Source organism: Desulfosporosinus sp. HMP52 (assembly GCF_000765145.1).
GTDB lineage: Bacteria > Bacillota > Desulfitobacteriia > Desulfitobacteriales > Desulfitobacteriaceae > Desulfosporosinus.
In genome coordinates, this window is the sequence record NZ_JMGA01000062.1 from 1 (window position 1) to 21,717 (window position 21,717).

General features: G+C 44.3%; 20 protein-coding genes and 1 pseudogene. All 21 read left to right on the top strand.

Going from position 1 to position 21,717, the window contains the following annotated elements:
* Positions 1-262, top strand: a pseudogene (locus DP73_RS19920) (acetaldehyde dehydrogenase); the annotation flags it as partial.
* 146 nt (positions 263-408) lie between these two features.
* Complete coding sequence (locus DP73_RS19925) at positions 409-720, top strand: BMC domain-containing protein (protein WP_014902502.1); 312 nt, start codon at positions 409-411, stop codon at positions 718-720.
* Between the two features lie 143 nt (positions 721-863).
* A complete protein-coding gene (gene pduL / locus DP73_RS22845; RefSeq protein WP_034602019.1) occupies positions 864-2,357 on the top strand; it encodes a phosphate propanoyltransferase in 1,494 nt (497 codons plus the stop codon).
* 1 nt (position 2,358) lies between these two features.
* Positions 2,359-3,285 carry a flavoprotein gene (locus tag DP73_RS19935; protein ID WP_034602021.1) on the top strand — a complete coding sequence of 309 codons (927 nt, stop codon included), beginning with the start codon at positions 2,359-2,361 and terminating at the stop codon, positions 3,283-3,285.
* The gene (locus DP73_RS19940) at positions 3,282-3,575 is read left to right on the top strand and encodes a EutN/CcmL family microcompartment protein (protein ID WP_034602023.1); all 294 of its coding nucleotides are present in this window, start codon (positions 3,282-3,284) and stop codon (positions 3,573-3,575) included. Before DP73_RS19935 ends, DP73_RS19940 begins: the two co-directional genes overlap by 4 nt.
* A gap of 19 nt (positions 3,576-3,594) precedes the next feature.
* Positions 3,595-4,938 (top strand): 4Fe-4S dicluster domain-containing protein, encoded by a 1,344-nt coding sequence (locus DP73_RS19945; RefSeq protein WP_034602025.1) that lies wholly within the window; start codon positions 3,595-3,597, stop codon positions 4,936-4,938.
* Positions 4,935-5,483 (top strand): BMC domain-containing protein, encoded by a 549-nt coding sequence (locus DP73_RS19950; RefSeq protein ID WP_034602026.1) that lies wholly within the window; start codon positions 4,935-4,937, stop codon positions 5,481-5,483. The genes DP73_RS19945 and DP73_RS19950 overlap by 4 nt, the downstream gene beginning before the upstream one ends.
* A 147-nt stretch (positions 5,484-5,630) precedes the next feature.
* Positions 5,631-6,257: a cupin domain-containing protein gene (locus DP73_RS19955; protein ID WP_034602027.1), complete on the top strand. Its 627-nt coding sequence runs from the start codon at positions 5,631-5,633 to the stop codon at positions 6,255-6,257.
* Between the two features lie 30 nt (positions 6,258-6,287).
* Positions 6,288-7,652: an ethanolamine ammonia-lyase subunit EutB gene (locus tag DP73_RS19960; protein ID WP_034602028.1), complete on the top strand. Its 1,365-nt coding sequence runs from the start codon at positions 6,288-6,290 to the stop codon at positions 7,650-7,652.
* A 14-nt stretch (positions 7,653-7,666) separates the two neighbouring features.
* Positions 7,667-8,575 carry an ethanolamine ammonia-lyase subunit EutC gene (gene eutC / locus DP73_RS19965; protein WP_034602029.1) on the top strand — a complete coding sequence of 303 codons (909 nt, stop codon included), beginning with the start codon at positions 7,667-7,669 and terminating at the stop codon, positions 8,573-8,575.
* Between the two features lie 13 nt (positions 8,576-8,588).
* Entirely contained in the window at positions 8,589-10,046 is a 1,458-nt protein-coding gene (locus DP73_RS19970) for an ethanolamine ammonia-lyase reactivating factor EutA (protein ID WP_034602030.1), read from the top strand.
* A gap of 84 nt (positions 10,047-10,130) precedes the next feature.
* Positions 10,131-11,405 (top strand): PocR ligand-binding domain-containing protein, encoded by a 1,275-nt coding sequence (locus DP73_RS19975; RefSeq protein ID WP_034602031.1) that lies wholly within the window; start codon positions 10,131-10,133, stop codon positions 11,403-11,405.
* Positions 11,406-11,415: 10 nt separating this feature from the next.
* Positions 11,416-12,075, top strand: a complete 660-nt coding sequence (locus DP73_RS19980) for a corrinoid protein (RefSeq protein ID WP_034602032.1) — start codon at positions 11,416-11,418, stop codon at positions 12,073-12,075.
* A gap of 253 nt (positions 12,076-12,328) precedes the next feature.
* Positions 12,329-13,537 carry a phosphotransferase gene (locus DP73_RS19985; RefSeq protein WP_034602033.1) on the top strand — a complete coding sequence of 403 codons (1,209 nt, stop codon included), beginning with the start codon at positions 12,329-12,331 and terminating at the stop codon, positions 13,535-13,537.
* Between the two features lie 57 nt (positions 13,538-13,594).
* Positions 13,595-15,037, top strand: a complete 1,443-nt coding sequence (locus DP73_RS19990; RefSeq protein ID WP_034602053.1) for a trimethylamine methyltransferase family protein — start codon at positions 13,595-13,597, stop codon at positions 15,035-15,037.
* A gap of 73 nt (positions 15,038-15,110) precedes the next feature.
* A complete protein-coding gene (locus tag DP73_RS19995; RefSeq protein WP_034602034.1) occupies positions 15,111-15,737 on the top strand; it encodes a corrinoid protein in 627 nt (208 codons plus the stop codon).
* 349 nt (positions 15,738-16,086) lie between these two features.
* Positions 16,087-16,890 carry a methyltetrahydrofolate cobalamin methyltransferase gene (locus DP73_RS20000; protein ID WP_034602035.1) on the top strand — a complete coding sequence of 268 codons (804 nt, stop codon included), beginning with the start codon at positions 16,087-16,089 and terminating at the stop codon, positions 16,888-16,890.
* A 152-nt stretch (positions 16,891-17,042) separates the two neighbouring features.
* Positions 17,043-17,663 (top strand): HAD hydrolase-like protein, encoded by a 621-nt coding sequence (locus tag DP73_RS20005; protein ID WP_034602036.1) that lies wholly within the window; start codon positions 17,043-17,045, stop codon positions 17,661-17,663.
* Positions 17,664-17,778: 115 nt separating this feature from the next.
* Entirely contained in the window at positions 17,779-19,611 is a 1,833-nt protein-coding gene (locus DP73_RS20010) for an ASKHA domain-containing protein (protein WP_034602037.1), read from the top strand.
* A 122-nt stretch (positions 19,612-19,733) separates the two neighbouring features.
* Complete coding sequence (locus DP73_RS20015) at positions 19,734-21,299, top strand: methylenetetrahydrofolate reductase C-terminal domain-containing protein (protein ID WP_034602039.1); 1,566 nt, start codon at positions 19,734-19,736, stop codon at positions 21,297-21,299.
* 45 nt (positions 21,300-21,344) lie between these two features.
* Positions 21,345-21,662, top strand: coding sequence for a hypothetical protein (locus DP73_RS20020; protein ID WP_014902520.1), 318 nt, complete (start codon positions 21,345-21,347; stop codon positions 21,660-21,662).
* Positions 21,663-21,717: the final 55 nt, after the last annotated feature.

Here is a 21,717-nt window from a genome sequence, read left to right on the forward strand (position 1 = left end):
CTTAGGCTGCGGGACTTGGGCCGGATCCAGTGTCTCAGAAAACGTAACCCCCATGCATCTGCTGAACATTAAGCGAGTGGCCTGGCATCTGGGAATTCCGGAGCGCAAACCCGTAGACCCCATGAATGCCCAGGAAAGCAGGGAGAGAGCTCAAACAACTCAACAACACACCTCAGCAAGCCCGCAAATCGATGCTGAGTTAGTTCAAGAAATTCTCAGCAAAGTCATGCAGCATATAAACGGCATGAAATGCGGGAAATAAAGCACTAACCTTTAACGATTTAAAATATTTAAGCATTGTGTCCAAACCATTATAAGTTTAATAATGAACAAGTTATCCATACAAGAATCCCCAGCCTCGAACCACGAACATCGAATATCGAACCACGAAATTAGGGAGGGACTAAAATGGCACAAGATCGAAGTGTAATAGCGCTTGGCATGATAGAAACCAAAGGATTAATCCCGGCGATTGAAGCAGCCGACCAAATGTTAAAAGCAGCTAATGTGGTACTCTGCGGAAAAGAACACGTCTCCGGCGGATTGGTCTCAGTTATGGTCCGTGGGGATGTCGGCGCGGTCAAAGCAGCCGTCGATGCAGGAGCAGCCGCCGCCCAGCGCGTGGGAGCACTCCTCAGCGTTCACGTCATTCCACGTCCTCATCACGATGTGGAATACATCCTGCCTGTCGGTGACAACAAAAGCTTTGGAGATAAATAAGTAAACGTCAAATGTTCGAGCCAGAGGTAAGGAGACAACTAACCCATTACTTCAATCTAGCTAACGTCCTTAATATTGAAGCAAATGTACTAAACCCTTAACCGCTGGCTTTCGACCTCTGACTTCTGTAATGAGGTGAGAACTTGATCGTCACAGAATATGAACTGCGAGCCAATTGGCATAAAAACAAAGAAAAACTGATCATCTTACCGCCGGGAAGTGTGATTACACCCTCGGCCAGAGACTTTATCCGCTCCAAGGGAATCGATGTCCAGATTGAAGGAAACGGACTGCAAGACCTTCATAAGACGACTTTTTCTACGGCAGCCCAAAGCCTGAGCCGAGGGCATCAATCTAAAACTGAAGCATTCCAAACTCGGCAGGGGACACTGACACAGGCCCAGACGACAAAGGTTACCAATACGGGCGCAAAGGCATCTGGGACGACAAATAGCACTGCGACGATTGCACCCACCACAACCGCAGCTACACCTGGGGGGGGCAAACCGGAACACATGACCCATCTGCGTCCGGGAGTCTTAGTTACAAAGACCCATCCGGTGATTGCCTATCGAGGTCAACTGGATTTGTTTCAATGTGAACTGGCCGAAGTCCAATGTGTCTTTCATCAAGCAGGTGAAGCGAAACTCATAGAACACTTAGACGAAATCTCAGCCCTTTGCCGTCAACTCATGGTGAGTGAAGTCAAACAAGAACCCTTTCAATGGACCTCCTTGCTGGGATTCACATCCGACGAACTGCGGGAAAGATCCCACCACCCCAAAAAGTACTATGGAATAGATCATAGCCCCCTAAGTTATACTCATGGCCCTATCGTAGCCAAACTCCATCAACTGAGAGCCAAGTCCCGGGAAGTGGAACTCTATGCTAACCGAGCCTTCACCGATGACAACGGTACCTGCAGCCGGACGGACCTGATTCAGGCCTTAAACCGACTCTCCAGCACCTTTTACATTTTGGCTTGCGAGGTCCGAAGCCGAACAACAAAGGAAGGTCAGCAAGAAGGTCAGAACTACTGTCTGAACAAAGATCAGACCCAATGCCAAAATTGCGTTCCCGTAGGAACCTCGAATCGGCATATCCACCTTTCCCAACCTGACCTGGAAGCCCTCTTTGGACAACACTATGCCTTAACCGTCCAAAAAGATCTCTCTCAGCCCGGACAGTTTGCTGCTGTAGAAACCGTCACCTTAATCGGCCCTAAAGGGCGGCTGGAAAAGGTCAGGGTCTTGGGCCCTGTCAGGAAAAGCACGCAAGTGGAGATCAGCGTTACAGATTGCTTTAAACTAGGTGTCAAACCCGTCATCCGAGATTCAGGTCAACATGAAGGCACACCCGGTCTAAGGATTGAAGGCCCGGCGGGAAGGGTGGAGTTAACCAGCGGCGTAATGGTCGCCAGCCGACACATCCATTTGCACACCCAAGATGCCCAGGAATGGTCCTTAAAGGATGGCGACCGAGTCTGCGTGAAAGTAGAAAGCCCACGTCCCATCACCTATGAAGACGTCTTAATCCGTGTCAGTGACCAATACCATAAAGAACTGCACCTGGATCTGGATGAGGCCAATGCGGCACTCATTGAATCTACGAGCCAGGGCATCCTCATGGGGGTATGACATGAACGAAGAACTCATCAACCAAATCCTCTGCCGCATCCTGTCCGATCCCGCCTTACAGGGACTTTTACAGGGAGCAGGCAATTCGGCAAGTCAGCCAAGGGTTAAAGCCGAAGCCCTGGTCCTCTTAAACTATGTCTTGGATATGCCCCGTGTCTTAAATCTTATCCAAGTACGCTGGGGAAGCAGCTACACCCTCAGGATACTGCCCAGTGACCAGGTCTATCTGGCTAAACCGGAACTGCCTGCAGGACTGAGTTGGATCAGCGCCGAAGAGGCCTTGGGAAAACCCCATTGGCCCAACCTCATCCTCCCAACATGTTCAGCCAATACCCTGGCTAAAGCCGCCTTAGGCATAAGGGACAACCCCATGACTGAAATGATCGGACGAGGAATCAGCCAAGGAAGCTCCATGGAGCTCTCAACAGAGTATCTGGGCTTCACCAACCGGACACCAGCGGCCTATCGGAACCTCTATGAAGGATATATAGACATACTGAAGTCCTATGGCGTCATGATCTCTGCTAGCTTAGACGGCGGAAGTAACATCACCGCAATGTCAACCGCACTGGAGAAGACCGATCATTTAAAGCAATACCCTGGAAACTATCAGCAGCCATCAACATTCATAACTTGTGAACAACCGTCAGATAACTCCGGGCGAAAAGCCCTAACCAATGAACTCCAAACGAACCAATATCCCGTCATCAATCAACCCATGAGAAGGGTTTTCGTGGAGGAACCTGTCTCCAAGGGAGAAGAGATCTACTATACCAAAAAATTTCTGGGAGATAAACAAGCCTACGGATTTCCGGAAGCCTCGAGAGTCTTCGTCAAGGAAGGAACCGTCATCTCTCCCCTGGCCCGAGACACGTTAAAACTGCGCCGAATCGAATTATGCATTGAGAAAGGGAGGGAACAAGGATGATCCTAGCCCGAGTGATCGGAAATGTCTGGTCCACCCGTAAAGAAGAATCCTTACGAGGCTTAAAGTTTCTCGTTGTCCAACCGGTAACCCTTTCCTATCAAGAGGATGGGACCCCCAGACTCCAGGAGTTTGGGAATTCCCTGGTGGCAGCAGACCAAATCGGAGCAGGAGAAGATGAAATCGTCATGGTTGCCAGTGGATCCTCCGCTCGGCAAGGCTTGGCGAATAATAACATCCCCATCGATGCCACCATCGTCGGAATTATTGATAAAGAAACCTTTGAAGCGTAATGCTTAAGCAGGTGAAAAAATGAGTGAGATAACCCAAACAACCATCCGTGAAAAAGTTCGAGAGGCAGGGGTCGTGGGGGCAGGAGGGGCAGGATTTCCGACTCATGTCAAACTTTCCGCGCAAGCCGAGATTGTCATTGTCAATGCGGCTGAATGTGAGCCCTTACTGAAAACCGACCAACAATTGGCCGCTTGCTATCCCGAAGGCCTTATCAAGGGCTTAACCCTAGCCATGGAATCCACAGGTGCCCAAAAAGGGATTATCGCCTTAAAAGCCAAATATAAGGAAGCCATAGCCGCCTTAGAGCCCTATGTCAGAACCCGAGACAACCTAGAGATGGTCATCATGCCGGACATCTATCCGGCGGGGGATGAAGTCATCACCATCTGGTTGACCACAGGGAGGCGGGTGCCACCGGGTGGAATCCCCTTAAACATCGGCGTTGTCGTCAACAACGTCCAAACCCTGATCAATGTGGCCAAGGCCGCCGAGGGAACCCCCGTCACCACCCGAACCCTTACCGTCACCGGGGCCGTTAAAAACCCCATCTCTGTCACCGTCCCTATCGGGACCTCGATCCGGGAGGTTCTGGAACTTACCGGCGGAGACAGTGGAGACCTAGCCTATATCAACGGAGGTCCGATGATGGGAAGCCTCATCAGTGACTTATCCGCTACAGTCACCAAAACCACCGGCGGACTTATAGCTTTGCCTAAAGATCATATGCTCATTGAGCGCAAAGGAATGACCGTGGACGGTATCTTGCGCATCGCTAAAACCGTCTGCGAGCAGTGCAGTTTCTGTACCGATCTTTGCCCCAGACATATAATCGGCCATGAACTATCCCCCCATCGGCTCATCCGAGCCGTGAACTACAAAAACGTAGGAGATCTAACCTTGGTCACCAGTGCTTTAACCTGCTCGGAATGTGGAGTGTGTGAAGCCTATGCCTGTCCGGTGGGAATCTCACCCCTGAGAGTGAATATTGCCTTAAAAGCAGAACTAAGAGCCAAGGGCATCAAATATCAAGGGGAGCTGGGCCAGGCGGATCCTATGGCCCAACATCGCTTAGTCCCCTCGGCTCGCTTAATGGATCGCTTGAGACTACGGCCTTGGTATAAAGAAGCCCCCTTATCCTTAGACAAGTATGAACCCAAGGAGGTCAGCGTCAGGCTGCAGCAGCATATCGGAGCCCCTGCTGTTCCTGTTGTCAAAGTGGGGGACCACGTTCGAGTCGGACAGCTCATCGGTGACATCCCGGAAGGAGCCCTTGGTGCCAAGCTTCATGCCAGCCTTGAGGGAACCGTGACTCAAATAACCCCCCAAGCCATAACGATAGGGAAGGGTGGTGCAGCCAAATGATCCATGCCATAGGACTAGTGGAAACAACCAGCATAGCCCAAGGGATAGAATGCGCTGATATCATGAGCAAAACAGCCGATGTGACTATTTTGGTCGCTAAAACCATCTGCCCCGGAAAATATATCGTCATGGTCAGCGGGGATGTCTCCGGAGTCCAGCAATCCGTGAACGCCGGAGTGGACTTAGGAGCAGAGACCGTGGTGGATTCCTTTGTCATTCCCAATGTCCATCCCTCGATCCTGCCCGCCATCGGGCGAGCCAACGCCCTAAAGGATGTCAAAGCCTTAGGGATTATCGAAACCTTTACCGTGGCATCCTTAATAGAAGCAGCGGATGCAGCGGTCAAAGCCGGAGATGTAGAGCCTCTGCTCCTTCACCTGGCCTTCGGAATTGGGGGCAAAAGCTACACCCTCCTCACGGGAGAAGTAGCCTCCGTCAAAGCTGCAGTGGAAGAAGGAAGTGCTATTGCCAGCGAAAAAGGACTCCTTATCCGTCAAGTCGTCATCCCCAGACCCGCGAAACAGTTGATCGAAAGCTTGGTGTAAGCGAGGCACGAGGTTAAAACGATGAATACCAAAGAAGAAAAAACGAGGCGCAAAGCGCCAAGGTTTAGCCAAAGAATACTAATAATGAATACTTAAAGTATCGAACAACGAACCCACGAATAGCGAACCACGACAAGGAGGTGTACTATGGGACGATTCATTTCGGCAGCCGTTTTACGAGATATGGCCAAAGCAGGCAAACATATAGTCTTAGAAGAAGACAGCGTATTAACGCCTTCTGCAAAAGACCTTGCCAAAGAATTAGGAATTACCATTAGCAAAGGCAGAGAAGAAATCACTAGTCATAATATAAAAGCAGTTTCTGTTTCCTCTGGTACTGCCAAGGTAGAGAACCAAAATGAAGACCTGAAAAAAGCTGTACAGAAGATCCTAGGAGAGGTCCTCAAACCTGCCTGCGAAAACCCCAAGGCAACCCATGTCAAAGGGGAAACCGTTGTAATCCAGCCTTTTCTGGAAGCACCTCCGGGTCAAAAAGTAGGGCTAGTAGACGTCATTGACTCCCGGGTAGGAAATCTGGCCTCAGGATTTATGACCTTTGATCATTCACAGCTGCCATGGTTCTTGAACTATGATGAAGTGGATTATGTTATAGAAGGAGAATTTGTCCTTGAAGTGGCAGGGCAAGTCTTCCGCGCTAAGCCAGGAGATGTGGTATACATCCCGAAGGGAAGCCAAGTGGTCTTTTCCTCACCAACGTTCTGTAAAGTTTTCTATTGTACCTATCCAGCCAACTGGGCAGATTTTTGTGAATAAGGACATTATGTCAGATTGGGGGATTATTCAATGATTCTAAAAGCAAAAGTTTACAACAAAATTTTTGCCTTTCAAAGTCTTAAAGAGGTTATGTCGAAAGCCAATGAAGAAAAATCTGGGGATGAACTAGTGGGTATTGCCGCTAAATCAGCTTCAGAACGAGTAGCGGCGAAATTAGTGCTTAGTAACCTCACTCTTGAGGATATTTACAATAACCCTGTCATCCCTTACGAAGAGGATGAGGTCACTCGAGCTATTTATGATGGGCTCAACTTAAGAATCTATCAAGAGATCAAAAGCTGGACGGTGGGCTATTTAAGAGAATATATCTTAGACCACAAAACAACAGGCGAAAACCTGCTTCATATCAGCCGTGGACTGACCAGTGAAATGATCGCTGCAGTAGCCAAATTAATGTCTACTATGGATTTGGTTTGTGGTTCCAAAAAGATCCGCGTTCAATCTCACTGTAACACCACCCTAGGTATTCCCGGAACCCTGGCTTTTCGTTGTCAGCCCAATCATCCGACAGATAGTGTCGAAGGGATGCTAGCGTCTCTAAAGGAAGGGTTAGCTTATGGTTCCGGGGATGCCGTGATTGGAATTAATCCCGTGGAAGATAATGTTGAGACAGTATCCCGCCTCTTAGATACAGTCAAGAACTTCATGGTAAAGTGGGAAATCCCCACCCAAAACTGTGTTCTGGCTCATGTTACCACCCAAATGAAAGCAATCGAAAAAGGAGCCCCGGTTGATCTGGTTTTCCAGAGTATTGCCGGAACCCAAAAGGCTAATGATGCCTTCGGTGTTAGTTCTGCGATTTTAGATGAGGCTTTTGCTTTGGCCCAGCGTAAGGGATCGGCCACCGGCCCCAATCTTATGTATTTTGAAACCGGACAAGGCTCTGAGGTTTCCCTGGATGCCCATCTAGGGGTTGATATGATGACCTTAGAAGCCAGAACCTATGGATTTGCCCGGGGTTATCGTCCTTTTATGACCAATAATGTTTCCGGATTTATTGGACCGGAGACCATTTATTCCGGGCGTGAAGTTATCCGGGCGGATTTAGAAGATTTATTTATGGGTAAGCTTCATGGATTACCCATGGGGATCGCACCCTGTTATACAAATCATATGAAAGCAGATCAAAATGATCAGGAGATGGGGACCCTCCTCTGTGCTATGGCTGGTTCAAACTTTTTCATGGGAGTTCCGGGCGGTGACGATGTTATGTTAAGTTATCAGGACACGAGTTATCATGACGATGCAAGTACCCGCGAAATCTTAGGGCTAAGACCGCTTCCTGAGTTCGAGCAGTGGTTGGAGAAAATGGGTATATTGGAGAACGGCAAACTCACTGAGAGAGCCGGAGACCCATCCATATTTGATAAATAGGGAGGCGATTCAAGGTGGCAGTCGCGAATAACGATTTAGAGAAAGTTATTATCCAAAGTGTTATGGAAGAACTAGCTAAGAAAGGGCTGCTTTCACAAAAAGGGAAAGATCATATGATGTCAGCAGCAATGATGGATATGCCTTTTGTTCCTAACCCACAGTCAGAGGAAATGGTAACCTTCCCTCCCCAAGAAGAAATGCAAATTGACAATCCCTTCAATGCCGATGCAGTTAGGGCTATGAAAAAGCTGACTCCTGCACGGATAGGAATTGGAAGAGCCGGGACACGTCCCAAAACAATGTCTTTGCTGCGATTTCTTGCTGACCATGCTGTAGCACAAGATGCAGTATTCCTGGATGTATCAGATGAGTTTTTGCAGCGAATGAACCTGATGGCTGTCCAAAGTTCTGCTGGAAGTAAGGATGAGTTTCTCCAACGCCCAGAGTTAGGACGCCGTTTATCCGAAGAGGCAGCCAGAAAGATCGCCGAGAAATGCGAGAAAAATGTTCAAGTTCAAATCTTGATTGTCGATGGTCTTAGTTCAAGTGCCATTGAGGCCAATATCCCGGACTTATTGCCAGCCCTCATGCAAGGATTAAAATCCTCGGGCATCAAAGTTGGCGCACCATTTTTTATTAAAAACGGCAGAGTATGGGTTCAAGACCATGTGGCTTCCATCGTCAATTGCGATGTAGTCATCTCTTTGATCGGAGAGCGTCCGGGGCTTGGAACCGCGGAAAGCCTTAGTGCTTACATGATCTATCGGCCGGATGAAAATACGGTGGAAGCAGATCGCACTGTAATATCAAATATTCATAAGGGCGGTATTCCACCTGCTGAAGCAGGAGCACATCTAACGGATGTTATAAAACAGATTCTTAGTGCCAAAGCAAGCGGCGTTAAGCTAAACCAGCAAAAATAGGGGTGGTGATAAAATGCCCGAGTCGAATAATCAAAGGATCACAAGCGTGGGCATTGATATTGGAACCACAACTACCCAATTGGTGATTAGTCAATTAACCATTGAGAACACTGCTTCGGGCAGCTTAGTTCCACACGTAGAAATTACGGATAAAGAAGTCATTCATCGCAGCCAGATTTATTTTACCCCACTGGTAGACCGCGACTTGGTGAATGCGGTTGCGGTCTCAAAGATTTTGGAAAGTGAATATATAGCTGCCGGACTTACTCCTGAGATGATCGATACGGGAGCAGTGATCATTACGGGAGAAACAGCGAAGAAAGAAAATGCTAAAGCCATCATAGATGCTTTAGCAGGGTTTGCCGGTGACTTTGTTGTGGCTACTGCCGGCGCTAATCTGGAGGCCATCTTTGCCGGTAAAGGATCAGGTGCTGCTTTATATTCAGCAGAGAGACATCAAGTCGTCGTCAATATCGATGTCGGTGGTGGAACCTCCAACTATGCCACCTTTCATGAAGGTAAGGCTGTCGATTCTTCCTGCCTAAATATTGGTGGACATTTAATCGAGTTTGAGCGTCATGGGGACAGAATCACTTACATTTCTGAACCGGCCCAGACTGCCTTAGAAACTACCGGACAAAGATTGCAAGTCGGAGAGCGGGTGACCCTTCCTCAGCTTCGCCCTGTTGTTAAAGCAATGGCTGAGTGTATTGTAGAGGTTCTCAAGACTTCTGTACACTCGAATTTAACCCATAAACTGCTGATGACTCCTCCGTTGCAGTTAGCACACCCAATTCGAAAAGTAATGATTTCCGGCGGAGTAGCAGATTATGTCTATGCTGAGAAGGAACCCGAACGGATGGCTGAAGTGACTGTCTTTGGAGATTTTGGCCCTCTTCTCGGCTGGGAGCTTAAAGTGAGTCTGGATTCAGCCGGATTCGTCTTAGAAAAACCTAACGAAACTGTACGAGCCACTGTCATTGGGACAGGAACACAGTCAGTCAACTTAAGTGGCAGTACAATTCATCTTCAGGAAACCACATTACCACTGCGCAATATAATGGTTGTTTCGCCATTCACAGCCGTAATCCCTGAAACACCTGAAATGATAGCAGAAGTGATCAAGAGCGAGATGATTCAACTTCAGGTGGCTCAAACCGAGGGGGTTGTAGCTATAGCAATGAAAGGCCCCCGAACCATGTCTTTTTTAGATATTAATAGCTTTGCCCAAGGACTTCTTTTGGGCATGCAGGACTATATAGTGAATGCCAAACCACTTATTCTTGTTATGGAAGCTGATTGTGGGAAAGTTTTAGGACAGTGTATCAATGCTTCTGCAACTCACCCCTTAGAAGTGATTTGCATTGATCAGATTGAAGTGGATAATTGTGATTATATCGATATTGGTAAACCTCTGATGGGGGGAAGAGTTGTGCCGGTGGTCTTAAAGACTTTAGTCTTTAACCGTTAAGTTATGGTAGCTCAAATGGATATAATGAAATTGTTTAAATTAGCGACTGGGAGAAACACTTCTAGTGATGGAAGGATGAGTTCAATGCTCCAAACATTAGATTCTAACCTTCTAAATTCTAATTATTTGGAAGAAAGCTTAGGGAGCTTTCATAATGCAACTGGGTTACACATTGAGGCCATTAATAATGAAGGTGCAACCTTCTCCTTACCAGGGAATATAGAACGAAGTGAATTTTGTCGGTATATACGATCTCAGCCTGAAGGAGAAAGAAGATGTCAGGATTCGTATAAGCGGGCTAGCTTTGAGGCTGCTAAGTGGGAGGAACCCTATTTCTTTCGCTGTCATGCAGGACTGGTCATCTGGGCTGTGCCAATCATGATTCAAGGGGTTTCTAGAGGAAGCATTATCTGTGGGCAAGTTCTTATGTGGGAACCGGATCATTTTTTCTTTCAGGAACTAAAGAAGCTTAATTGTAAAATAGAGAACTTTGAACTGTTAAAACAAATGGCCTGTAAGCTTGAAGTTGTTTCCCCTACACGTTCGCAAGCTGCTGCTGATATGTTGTTCGTCGTCGTGAATCATATGGTCAAACGAAATATGAATAGTCTGGAAGAAATCAATGCTACTCGATTGCAACAACAACAAATCCGGCAAGAAATAGAAGATCGCAAGAGGAGAAACTTGCCCGACTTAAATAATTACGATGATTATTTAAAAAAGGAACGAAAATTTTTACGCTATATACGCCTTGGTGATAGAACCAGGGCTAATCAAACTCTGCAAAGTCTATTGACTGATCTTCATACGAAAACTCTTGGTGATCTTGAAACAGTAAAATTAAGGCTTATGGAATTAGCCACATTGACGTCTAGAGCTGCTGTAGAGGGTGGTGCCGATGCAGAGCGAATTATGAAGCTGCTCAAAGATTTTGTTAAAGAAATGGAAGGATTTGAACGAGTCGAGAAGTACTTTTATAAGATTCAGCGAATCGTCGAAACCTTCTTAGAGAGCATATTCACCCTAGCTGATAAAAAACATATCGCCATTGTCAAGAATGCTCGGGATTTTATTATGGAGAATTATGCCTTACCCCTTACTGTCAATGATATAGCCCAACATTTATTTATTAGCCCCTCCCATCTTTCAAGATTGTTTCGGGAAGAATTAGATTGTACGATTAATGATTATTTAACAAGGGTCAGGGTAGAGCAAGCAGTAGAAATCATGAAGAAACCTGAATTTAGTGTTGCTCAGGTCTCAAAGGCAGTTGGATTTAAAAACCAAAGCTATTTTTCCAAGGTCTTTAGGAAATATATAGGTGTTACTCCACTGACCTATAAAAACAGCTTGTATTAGAGGTGAAAGTGTGGTATTTCAAGTAATCATTAAATCCATTACCATTGGAGACGCTGAACAATGCTTGGCCTTAACCAAACGGGCGTTGCAACAGGGATTTTCGGCTGAGTCGGTCTTAGAGAAAGGCTTAATTGCCGGAATGAATCGTGTAGCCGAGAAATTCCGAAAGCAGAGAGTGATGGTTCCTGAAGTGCTCATGGCATCCCGAGCTATGCATGCAGGCCTAAGTCTGATCGAGCCATTACTGGAGAACACCAAAAAGATTAGTTCCGGCAAGATTGTTATGGGGACAGTAGCAGGAGATCTACATGACATAGGCTTAAGCCTCGTAAAAATGTTAGTTATGGCCACAGGAATTGAAGTCATTAATTTAGGAGTCGATGTTACTCCCAAAAAGTTTGCAGCGGTTGTGCGAAAAGAAAAACCTCATATCCTTATGATGTCAGCATTACTGACTACCACAATGACTATGATGAAAGAAGTAATCGATGAATTAGAGTCATCAGGAATTCGTAAAAACTTAATCATTGTTGTTGGAGGGGCTCCTATTGATGCAGGCTTTGCCAAGCGGATAGGTGCAGATTATTACTTTGAGGATGCTTTTGAAGTTAAGGCTTTTCTGGATGAAAACATCAATAAGATCATTAGTAAAAAGAATCGATGGACTTAATTTATATTAACAAAGACAGGTATTGTTCTCCTAAGAATAAACCTGTCTTTTTATATTAATCTGAGGATAAGTGACAAGGTATCCCATATTGTACTAAATAGTGAGAATATTCAATTGGTTGTAATGAGTCAAAACGAGCAGGAATGTGTTAGAAAATTCAGTTGTTATTAATGATATTATTTACCTAAGCAAGCACTTGATCATGAGAGAGCAGATATTGATTCTCTCATATCCAGAAATGAGGGGGATGCACATGGATATCAGTAGAATGAGACATCTTGAAGAACTCAGTGTCGATCAAACCTTTAATTTGTTTTTTCAAAGTAAGGAGCTTAAGACCATTGCGGCTAATTTTTTTCAATCCATGGAAACAGCCTTGATTCGCAATCAGATTTTAGAGGTCCTGAAAAGTTATGACCTTGGAATTGTAACGGCCATTTATGAAATCTTTGGTGGCTATGTCAACCGAAGTTTTGGAATTTATACTGAAAAAGACGGGGTTAAGAGCGAGTATTTTGTACGCAAATATAAATATGGAATCACACCGACTGAAATATTATTTGAGCATTCAATGATTGATTATTCAATCGCTCACGGATTAGACATTGCTGCAGGATTAATCCGCACTAGGGATGGTGCTTCTTTTGTCAAAAAAACTGAAGGATCCAATGAAAACGCAACAGATATCTATTTTGCTATTTATGAGTTTTTAAAGGGTGAGGACTTATACACTTGGGATACACCCAATCTAAATGATGATGAATACGCCAGCGCTGCTGGTGTTCTAGCAACCTTCCATAATGCCGCAAGAGATTTTGATCCTCAGGGTCTTGAGAGAATTGAGCCTAAGATTATGGAATTTCTACCGACTTTGCCTGAGAAATATAAAGCATTAGCCCAAACGGAAATTGACACAAAGTTTCATAGGTATTATACAAGTAAGCTGGACTCCATTTTAGCAGTCATCGAGACTTCTCAGATCTCTCAGGAAGTATTAAATAAGATGCCCCTTACTCCTTGCCATAACGATTTTCACGCAGGAAATTTGAAATATATAAACAGCAAGGTTGTTGGAATATTTGACTTTGATTGGTCTAAAATCGATCGTCGTCTCTTCGATGTAACTCTAGCCATGGCTTACTGCTGCAGCTCTTGGCAAGATGAGAAAGATGGCGTATTACTCCTGGATAAGTGTTCTATTTTTTTAAAAGCTTACCAACAGAAATTAGTGGAATTGAAAGGGCTTGAACCTTTAAATGAAGTCGAAATTGAGTACCTGCCTACCATGATCGCCGCAGCCAATATGTACTTGATTAACTGGGATGTAACGGCTTACTATGCAGGCACAGATCTGAATGAATACGAGTATATTGCTTACTTACAACACAATGTTCGTTTAATGAATTGGATTGAGAATCATAAAACAGAAATTGCCGAAATGGCAAAATCCGTAGGAGTTTAAGAATCCTTATGGTCAATTAATCAATTATGAATGGAACATGAGAAAGGGGACTTAGTTGTGGAATTCACAAAGATATTTAGTCAAACAGAAGTAGAGCGAGTTCATGAAGCTTCTTTAGAAATCCTTGAAAATGTAGGGATGTTGGTCCGTAACCAAAAGGCCCTAGAAATCTTCGCCCAAAATGGCTGCATAGTTGATACGGAGACAATGATGGTTAAGTTTCCTAGGGAAGTTGTCGAGAAAGCTCGGGAAACCTTTGTGCCAACCTATACCTTTACAGCCCAAGATCCGAAGTTTGATATAACCATGCCTGGAGATCGTCCAGTCGTGGTAACTGGGAGCTCCGCACCTAATATTATCGATCCTAAAACAGGGGAAGAACGACGGGCCACCTCCGATGATATTGCCAATATTGCCTATTTAATTAACGAGTTGCCGGGATTTGACGTGTTCTCAATCTCCACGTTAGCAGATGATGCCCCAGAAGGACAGTTTAGTCTTTCACGATTTTATCCGGCTTTGAAAAATTGTAAAAAACCCGTCCGCAGTAATACACCTAACATGGAGGATCTTAAAGCCGTATTGGAGCTAGGGTATTTGATAGCCGGAGGGGAAGAAGAGTATCGTAGACGCCCGTTTATCAATCACCACTACTGCCCGGTTGTCTCTCCCTTGACCTTTGATGTGGAATCTACTGAAGCGGTTATTTACTTAATTGAAGAAGGATTACCGGTCTACGGTACCATAGTTCCTAATGCAGGCATGACCTCACCCCTTAGTCTGATGGGGACGCTGACTCTTGGTAATGCTGAATTCTTAGGGCTAGCTACTTTAACCCAGATGATTCGTCCCGGGGCCCCAATGATTTACGCGGTATTGTCAACAGTCGCTGATATGAGGACAGGTGCCTATGCACCGGGAGCAATTGAAACGGGTATGCTGCAAATGGCCCATACTGAGATGGCCAGATTCTACAATGTTCCCTCCGGCGGATACATTGGCTTAACCAATGCTCACACGAATGATGCTCAATCCGGTTATGAAACGGGGATGAACACTACGGGAGCGTTACTTGCGGGAGCGGATTTATTTAATATGGGTGGTCTACTGGGAAGTCTAATGGCCTTTGACTTTGGCAAAGCCGTTATTGATAACGAAATAGCACTCATGCTCAAACGAATCAAAAAGGGCTATGAGTACAGTGAAGAAAATTTATGCTTAGATTTGATAGCTAAAGTCGGACCTGGCGGCAGCTACATGGACGCAGATCATACGATGAAAAATATGCGTACCATAGCCGTCTTACCAAAAGTTGCCACCAGAGAAATGCGTCGTCGTTGGGAAGATCAAGGCAAACCTGATGCTCACGCTCGTGCCATGAAAGAGGCTGACAAAATATTGAGCAAACCTAATAAGTCGCGTTTTTCTGAGGAATTGGATGCTAAAATTCGCGAGCAATTTAAGGGACTTGTTGCCGGAGATGCTAAGTGGAGCCTTTAATACGGAAAGGAAAAAATATCTAAAAAATTTAAGATAACTGTTGAATGATTGAACAGAAAAGGAGATAATAAAAATGAGTGTACAAGATATTTATGATGCGATTGTAGAATTTAGTGTTGATAAAGTAGTATCACTTGTCGATGCCGAGGTAAAAAGCGGAACAGATGTCTCAGAAATTTTGAGCAAGGGTCTGATTGCGGCAATGGATGAAGTTGGTCAGCGCTATTCTGAAGGAGAGTTCTTTGTTCCGGAAATGTTGATGGCAGCCAAAGCCATGAAAGGTGGACTTGAGGTATTAAAGCCTTTACTGTCTCAAGGGGATAGTGAGAGGAAGGGTACCATTATCATTGGAACAGTTAAAGGTGATTTGCACGATATTGGGAAAAATTTAGTATCAATGATGATGGAGGGGGCGGGGTTTGAGGTTTATGACCTCGGTGTAGATGTGGATACGGATAAGTTTATTGCTAATGCCAAAGAAAAAAAAGCTGACATCATATGCATGTCTGCATTATTAACAACAACCATGCCTTTTATGGAAGTTACAGTTAAAGCAATACGAGAACAAGGTTTAAGCATTAAGACTATGGTAGGGGGTGCTCCTGTTTCAGAGGACTTTGCTAATAAAATTGGAGCAGATGGTTGGAGTACCGATGCACCCGGTGCAGTAGAAACTGCCCGTAGGCTTACATCTAAATAATTCCCTAATTCTAAAGCAGAAAAGATTAGTTTTAAGTCTGGTAAGTCAAGCTTCCAGTTAAGAAGCAGCTATCCTTGGCTAAGATCTTGAACTAAGGAACTGACTTTAAATTATAAGTCGTATTGACTTGAATTTGAAGTCAGTTCCTTAGGATGAAGTCAAGAATGACTTGACCAAGTTCGCTAATCACCTTTCCCAACATAAATCAGGTTATAATATACTGCTTACTTCTTAAAAATCCTTCAATAATCGGGTAAATCTGAATATTCGCTGACAGACAATATTGGCATGAAACTTGCTATATATATTTGCAGCACTTAGATTAAGTTAAATATGAGGAGGAACTATCATGTTAGTAGTTGGAGAATTGATTAATGCAAGTCGTAAGGCTATCGGGGAAGCCATCAAAGCCCAAGATGCTGAATATATTAAACAGGTGGCTAGGGATGAGCGGGAAGCCGGGGCAGACTTTATCGACGTTAATGCGGGTATCTTCGTCGGCAAAGAACCAGAATACTTAAAGTGGCTCGTAACCACAGTACAAGAAGCAGTTGATGCACCTTGCTGTATTGACAGCCCAGATCCTAAAGCGATTGAAGCAGCGTTGTCAGTACATAAAGGAATTGCCATGATCAATTCAATTTCCTTAGAAAAAGATCGGTATGATGCCTTGATTCCAGTAATTGCCGGAACTGATTTAAAAGTAGTTGCCCTTTGCATGAGTGATGAGGGGATGCCGGAAACTATGGATGCACGGCTCAAGATTGCTGAACGACTCATCGATGGACTGGTCAAAAACAATGTTCCGCTGGAAAATATTTATGTAGATCCCTTGGTTCAACCAGTCTCAACTAACAATACCTTCGCTGTGGAGTTTATTAATTCAGTAGAAGCAATTATGACTCGCTTTAAAGGAGTCCACACAATTTGCGGTCTGTCTAACGTATCCTATGGGCTTCCTGTCCGTAAATTCATGAACCAGGCCTTCGCTATTATGGCTATTGGTAAAGGTTTAGATGGTCTTATTATCAACCCTCTCGATAAAATGATGATGGCCAGCTTAGTCACAGCTGAAGCCCTTGCGGGACGTGACGACTATTGTGTTAACTACCTCAAAGCTTTCCGTAACAATAAATTTGATTTCTTAGGATAATAGTACCTGATTTTTGAGAGATTCACTCCGGTAATTTTATAGACTTTCTATAAGCGGTTTAAGTATAAGATCCCCTTCTCTAAAAAGAGATGGGGATCTTATATAATACAATCTTTAGTACATAGTTAGTTAGGGTGGTAGGGGGTAAAAATGTGGCGCTGGTAATGTTTGATTATGATGGTGTTATAGTTGATTCTTTAGATGTTTTTATTTCCCGCTTTTCTCAGGCTTGTTTAGAAAATGGGTTTCTGGGAATCAAAGAGCCGAAAGATGTTATTTCATTTTTCGAGGGTAATGTTTACGAAACAATGATTAGTCGTGGAATTACGGAATCTACCATAGATAAGATTCTTAAGCGATATGAACTATTACAAAATGAGCAGCTAACTCATCTCGAGCTTTTTAATGGTATCGGCGAAGCGCTTAACAAAATCGCCGAAAAACACCATGTATATGTTATTACATCGAACCTTTCCGAGGCCACTAAACAGATCTTAAATTGTAACGGGATTGACTGCTTTAAAGATGTCATTGGTGCGGAGAAGGAAAAGAGCAAGATAAAAAAGATCCTTAGTGTAATTTCCTTACATCCCGGTATTCCTGCCTATTATGTTGGAGACACAAAAGGAGATATGATAGAAGGTAAACATGCCGGTACAAAAACTATTGGGGTTACCTGGGGATGGCATACACCAGAAAAAATTGATGAAGGCAACCCGGATTATCTTGTCAATTCTCCGGAAGAACTTGCGGACTTGCTGGTAAGGGGCTAATTAAGAAGGAAAAGCCTGGCCAAAGAGCGAATATTCATATATTGGTAAAACTTCTAACAATGATCGCCGTTTTACTACTGGAATGGAATTATCAAATCGTCTAAAGGAGGACAATATGGAAATCAAGATACTCCCTAACCGAGTCATCCAGACTGAGAATAATGAAACCTTAATGGGTGCCCTTATCCGTCATCAACTGCCTGTAGAGAATGTTTGTAATGGTCAGGGAACCTGCGGGAAATGCAAAGTTCGCATGCTTGGGAATCTTCCCGAGCCAAGTGTTCAGGATTTAAAACATCTTAATGAAGTAGAAATTCAGGCAGGATTTCGGCTGGCCTGTACAGTTGTTCCTGAAGAGGGAATGGTCATCGAATTAAATTTCGTAGAAAGCCAAGATCGCAAAGAAAGTGCTCTTCTAGGACTAAAGTTAAATGCTGTAGATTCACGAGCTGAAAAGATTTGCTTAACCATCGATAAGCCTTCCTTACAGGATGAGAGGGGAGACTGGGATCGCGTAGTAGATGCTCTCAGCGCTGTTACCGGCAGGAGTTACACTTACCCAAGTTTGCATGTCCTAAGGAAAGTTTCGGAGGTTTTAAGATTAGAAAAGTACGTCTTAACCGTAACCTTGTTTGAAAATGAGATATTGGAGATTGAGCCCGGAGACACCTCAAAACGATTGTACGGAGTGGCTGTCGATATTGGGACAACCAGCGTAGGAGTGGCCTTATACGATTTAATCACCGGTAACCTCATGAAGGTCGTCTCCATCGAGAATGAACAGACGGCTTATGGCGCAGATGTAATTTCTCGTATTTCATTTGCAAAAGAGAGTAAAGAAAATGCTTTAGCCTTACAGAATGCTGTTAAAAGAACCATTAATCATTTGTTAAAAGAAGTGGAATCCAAGGTGGATATACGCAAGGATGAGATTGTCAAAATGGCTATTGTAGGTAACACCACCATGCATCATCTCTTACTGGGGTTAGAGGTCTCTCACTTAGCGGTTTCGCCCTTTGTCTCGGTTTGTAACCGACCATTAGATCTTACTGCCCATGAATTAGGACTGGAGATTAATCCGCGAGGGAAGATATTCCTGCTCCCTAACATTGGGAGTTTTGTTGGTGGAGATACAGTAGGGGCAATTGTCGGAGCTCCGGAAGTATTGGAGCAGGGGAATCACTTGCTGATCGACTTAGGTACTAACTGTGAATTGTTTTTAAAGACAGACAAGATAATGATGGCTTGTTCTACTGCAGCAGGTCCTGCTTTTGAGGGTGCCGGAATAGCATATGGTATGAGGGCAAAACAAGGTGCTATTGAAGGGGTAAGCATTACGGAAAGTGGTGTGCACTGTGAAGTGATCGGTGACCAAGAACCCATCGGAATTTGCGGTTCAGGTCTTATTGAGGCAATTGACGAGATGAAAAGGGCCGGAGTGATTAATAAACAAGGAAAGATTGCCGTTCCTGAAACAGCGGATAATCTTTCTGAAGAACTCAGAAATCGCATACGTCCTGCTGAAAAAGCTCGTGAATTTATCCTAGCCTATGGTACCGGTCAACGATCAGACGTAACCATCAGCCAAAAAGATGTTGGAGAATTACAATTGGCCAAGGGAGCAGTATGCGCTGGAATAAAGACATTAGTTGAAATGGCCGGAATAAGTGTTGCAGATCTCGATTCCGTCATTCTATCGGGAACCTTCGCGACGTATCTAAAAGCCAAGAACATTTTAAATATTGGTCTTGTTCCAGATATTCCACCGGAAAAAATTAAAATGGTCGGCAATGCCGCTCATGTTGGGGCAATACGAACACTTCTGAATCATCAGGAGATGATGATGACGGAGGAACTTTATACGAAAATTGGCCATATAGAACTTGGTGGCAGCGCTACATTCTCAAACTATTTTATGAATAGTCTATATTTAGAAAAATTAAGTTAATCAAAAGTTAAGAAAAAACTGAAAACAGCTTAAATAATTGTCTCAGAAGAGTTATAATGGTTAGGGAATAAATGGACAATGTGCCCAGAGAACATTTTTGTAATAAGGAGAGGAACAAAGGAATGGAGAATAAATTCAAAGAATCGTTACTCGACAAGAATACGTTATCTGTGACATGGGAACTGGTTCCAGGAAGAGGCGCCAATGAAAAGGCTCAACAAACTGCCATTGCCTCGGCAGAACAGGCTGCAAAAGGTGGAAGGGTACACGCACTTACCATCACGGATAATCCTGGAGGAAATCCGGCAATCTTAGCTGACTATTTGGGAATGGAAATCATCAAGTTGGGAATTGAGCCACTAGTACATTTTACCTGTAAGGACAAGAACCGCAACCAAATGGAGAGTCAATTATATGCTCTCGATCGTGCAAAGGTTCGTAATCTCTTAGTCATGACGGGAGACTATACGTATTCCGGGTTCAAGGGACGCCCTAAACCAGTCTTTGACCTGGATCCTTCGAATACGCTGCAACTTATTACTGAAATGAATAAAGGCCTAGAAGTACCCGGTATGAAGGGGCCAACCTATCACGCTCCCAGTGACTTTTTTGCCGGTGCGGCTGTTTCCCCATTTAAGTCGACAGAGGCCGAGCTGATGATTCAGTATTATAAAATGAAAAAGAAAATCCAAGGCGGGGCACAGTTTATTGTTACCCAGTTGGGGTATGATGCTCGCAAGTGTCATGAAGTCCTCCAATTCTTAAAGGTAAACAACCTGGATGTACCGGTTGTAGGAAATATTTACGTTCTCCCTTACGGAGCGGCAAATGTCATGAATCAAAATAAGTTACCGGGCTGCGTCGTAACAGACAAACTCTTGGCCGAACTGAATACTGAAAAGACTGCTGAGGATAAAGGTGTCGGGCAACGTATGCTGAGAGCAGCTAAGATGTATGCCTTTATGAAGGGAATGGGCTTTGCCGGAGTCCACATTGGCGGGCACAATCTTAAATACGAACAAGTTGAATACATCATTGATAAAGGTGAGGAACTCAGCCCTAATTGGCAGGATTATATTAAGGAATTTGATTATCCTCAAAATAATGGTTTCTATTATTTTGAAAAAGACGAGAAGACGGGACTAAACACAGATCGTCCCACAAATCGTGCTAATCGCCCCTTAGATGCACCTGCGGGAGCAATGAACTCGATGATGAGAGGGATGCACAGTCTCATGTTCACCCCAAATAAAAAGCTTTTCCCAGTATTGCGCAGCATGTATCATGCTGCCGAAGGTAAGAAGAAAGCCGAAAAGAGACTTCACGCAGTTGAACATATTGCCAAAGTTGTCATGCTTGACTGTAAGGATTGCGGCGACTGTGCTATATTAGACATAGGGTATCTATGCCCAATGTCTCAATGTCCGAAAAATCAACGTAACGGAGCTTGTGGTGGAAGCTTGGATGGCTGGTGTGAAGTTTTCCCTAAAGAAAAGAAATGCGTTTGGGTCAGAGCTTATGCCAGACTGAAGAAATACGGGGAAGAAGCAACCTTAGATGTTCCCCCGGTACCCCCGGCTAACTGGGATTTATACCAGACTTCTTCATGGTCAAATTTCTATCTAGGAAAAGATCACTCGGCGCCTGTTTTAGGTATTAAACGTCCAGAAAGCAAAATTAAGAAGTAGCCCATCGAATAATACATGAAAATTCATAGTTGGAGGTGCATATTCATGGCAACAGGAGTTATTAAGGCTGGAGCATGTGGTTTTACCATCAATGTTAAAGCTACTAGTGGTGATAATCATAAAGTAAAACTTGAAATCACCAGTGATTGTCCGAATTACCAAAAAATCGCGGCAGAACTTGACGAAGTAGATGCCTTCCAAGAGATTTTTCAAAAACTCCATACTGGGAAAGTTTACGAAGCATTTGCTAAGCACAGCCCCCATCCCAGCTGTCCAGGCTTATCGGGGATGATGAAATCAGTTGAGGTAGCAGCAGGTTTGGCTCTGCCTCAGAATGCAAGTATTACAGTAACTAAAGAGTAGCAAATAGAATAAAATCGTGAGGCCCATTGTTGATGAAAAATCAACAATGGGCCTC

What these genes read in the sequence shown, in the direction of transcription:
- DP73_RS19925 (WP_014902502.1), top strand. Translation starts at nt 409, where the DNA reads ATGGCACAAGATCGAAGTGTAATAGCGCTTGGCATGATAGAAACCAAA.
- DP73_RS19935 (WP_034602021.1), top strand. Translation starts at nt 2,359, where the DNA reads ATGAACGAAGAACTCATCAACCAAATCCTCTGCCGCATCCTGTCCGAT.
- DP73_RS19940 (WP_034602023.1), top strand. Translation starts at nt 3,282, where the DNA reads ATGATCCTAGCCCGAGTGATCGGAAATGTCTGGTCCACCCGTAAAGAA.
- DP73_RS19945 (WP_034602025.1), top strand. Translation starts at nt 3,595, where the DNA reads ATGAGTGAGATAACCCAAACAACCATCCGTGAAAAAGTTCGAGAGGCA.
- DP73_RS19950 (WP_034602026.1), top strand. Translation starts at nt 4,935, where the DNA reads ATGATCCATGCCATAGGACTAGTGGAAACAACCAGCATAGCCCAAGGG.
- DP73_RS19955 (WP_034602027.1), top strand. Translation starts at nt 5,631, where the DNA reads ATGGGACGATTCATTTCGGCAGCCGTTTTACGAGATATGGCCAAAGCA.
- DP73_RS19960 (WP_034602028.1), top strand. Translation starts at nt 6,288, where the DNA reads ATGATTCTAAAAGCAAAAGTTTACAACAAAATTTTTGCCTTTCAAAGT.
- DP73_RS19970 (WP_034602030.1), top strand. Translation starts at nt 8,589, where the DNA reads ATGCCCGAGTCGAATAATCAAAGGATCACAAGCGTGGGCATTGATATT.
- DP73_RS19975 (WP_034602031.1), top strand. Translation starts at nt 10,131, where the DNA reads ATGCTCCAAACATTAGATTCTAACCTTCTAAATTCTAATTATTTGGAA.
- DP73_RS19985 (WP_034602033.1), top strand. Translation starts at nt 12,329, where the DNA reads ATGGATATCAGTAGAATGAGACATCTTGAAGAACTCAGTGTCGATCAA.
- DP73_RS19995 (WP_034602034.1), top strand. Translation starts at nt 15,111, where the DNA reads ATGAGTGTACAAGATATTTATGATGCGATTGTAGAATTTAGTGTTGAT.
- DP73_RS20000 (WP_034602035.1), top strand. Translation starts at nt 16,087, where the DNA reads ATGTTAGTAGTTGGAGAATTGATTAATGCAAGTCGTAAGGCTATCGGG.
- DP73_RS20010 (WP_034602037.1), top strand. Translation starts at nt 17,779, where the DNA reads ATGGAAATCAAGATACTCCCTAACCGAGTCATCCAGACTGAGAATAAT.
- DP73_RS20015 (WP_034602039.1), top strand. Translation starts at nt 19,734, where the DNA reads ATGGAGAATAAATTCAAAGAATCGTTACTCGACAAGAATACGTTATCT.
- DP73_RS20020 (WP_014902520.1), top strand. Translation starts at nt 21,345, where the DNA reads ATGGCAACAGGAGTTATTAAGGCTGGAGCATGTGGTTTTACCATCAAT.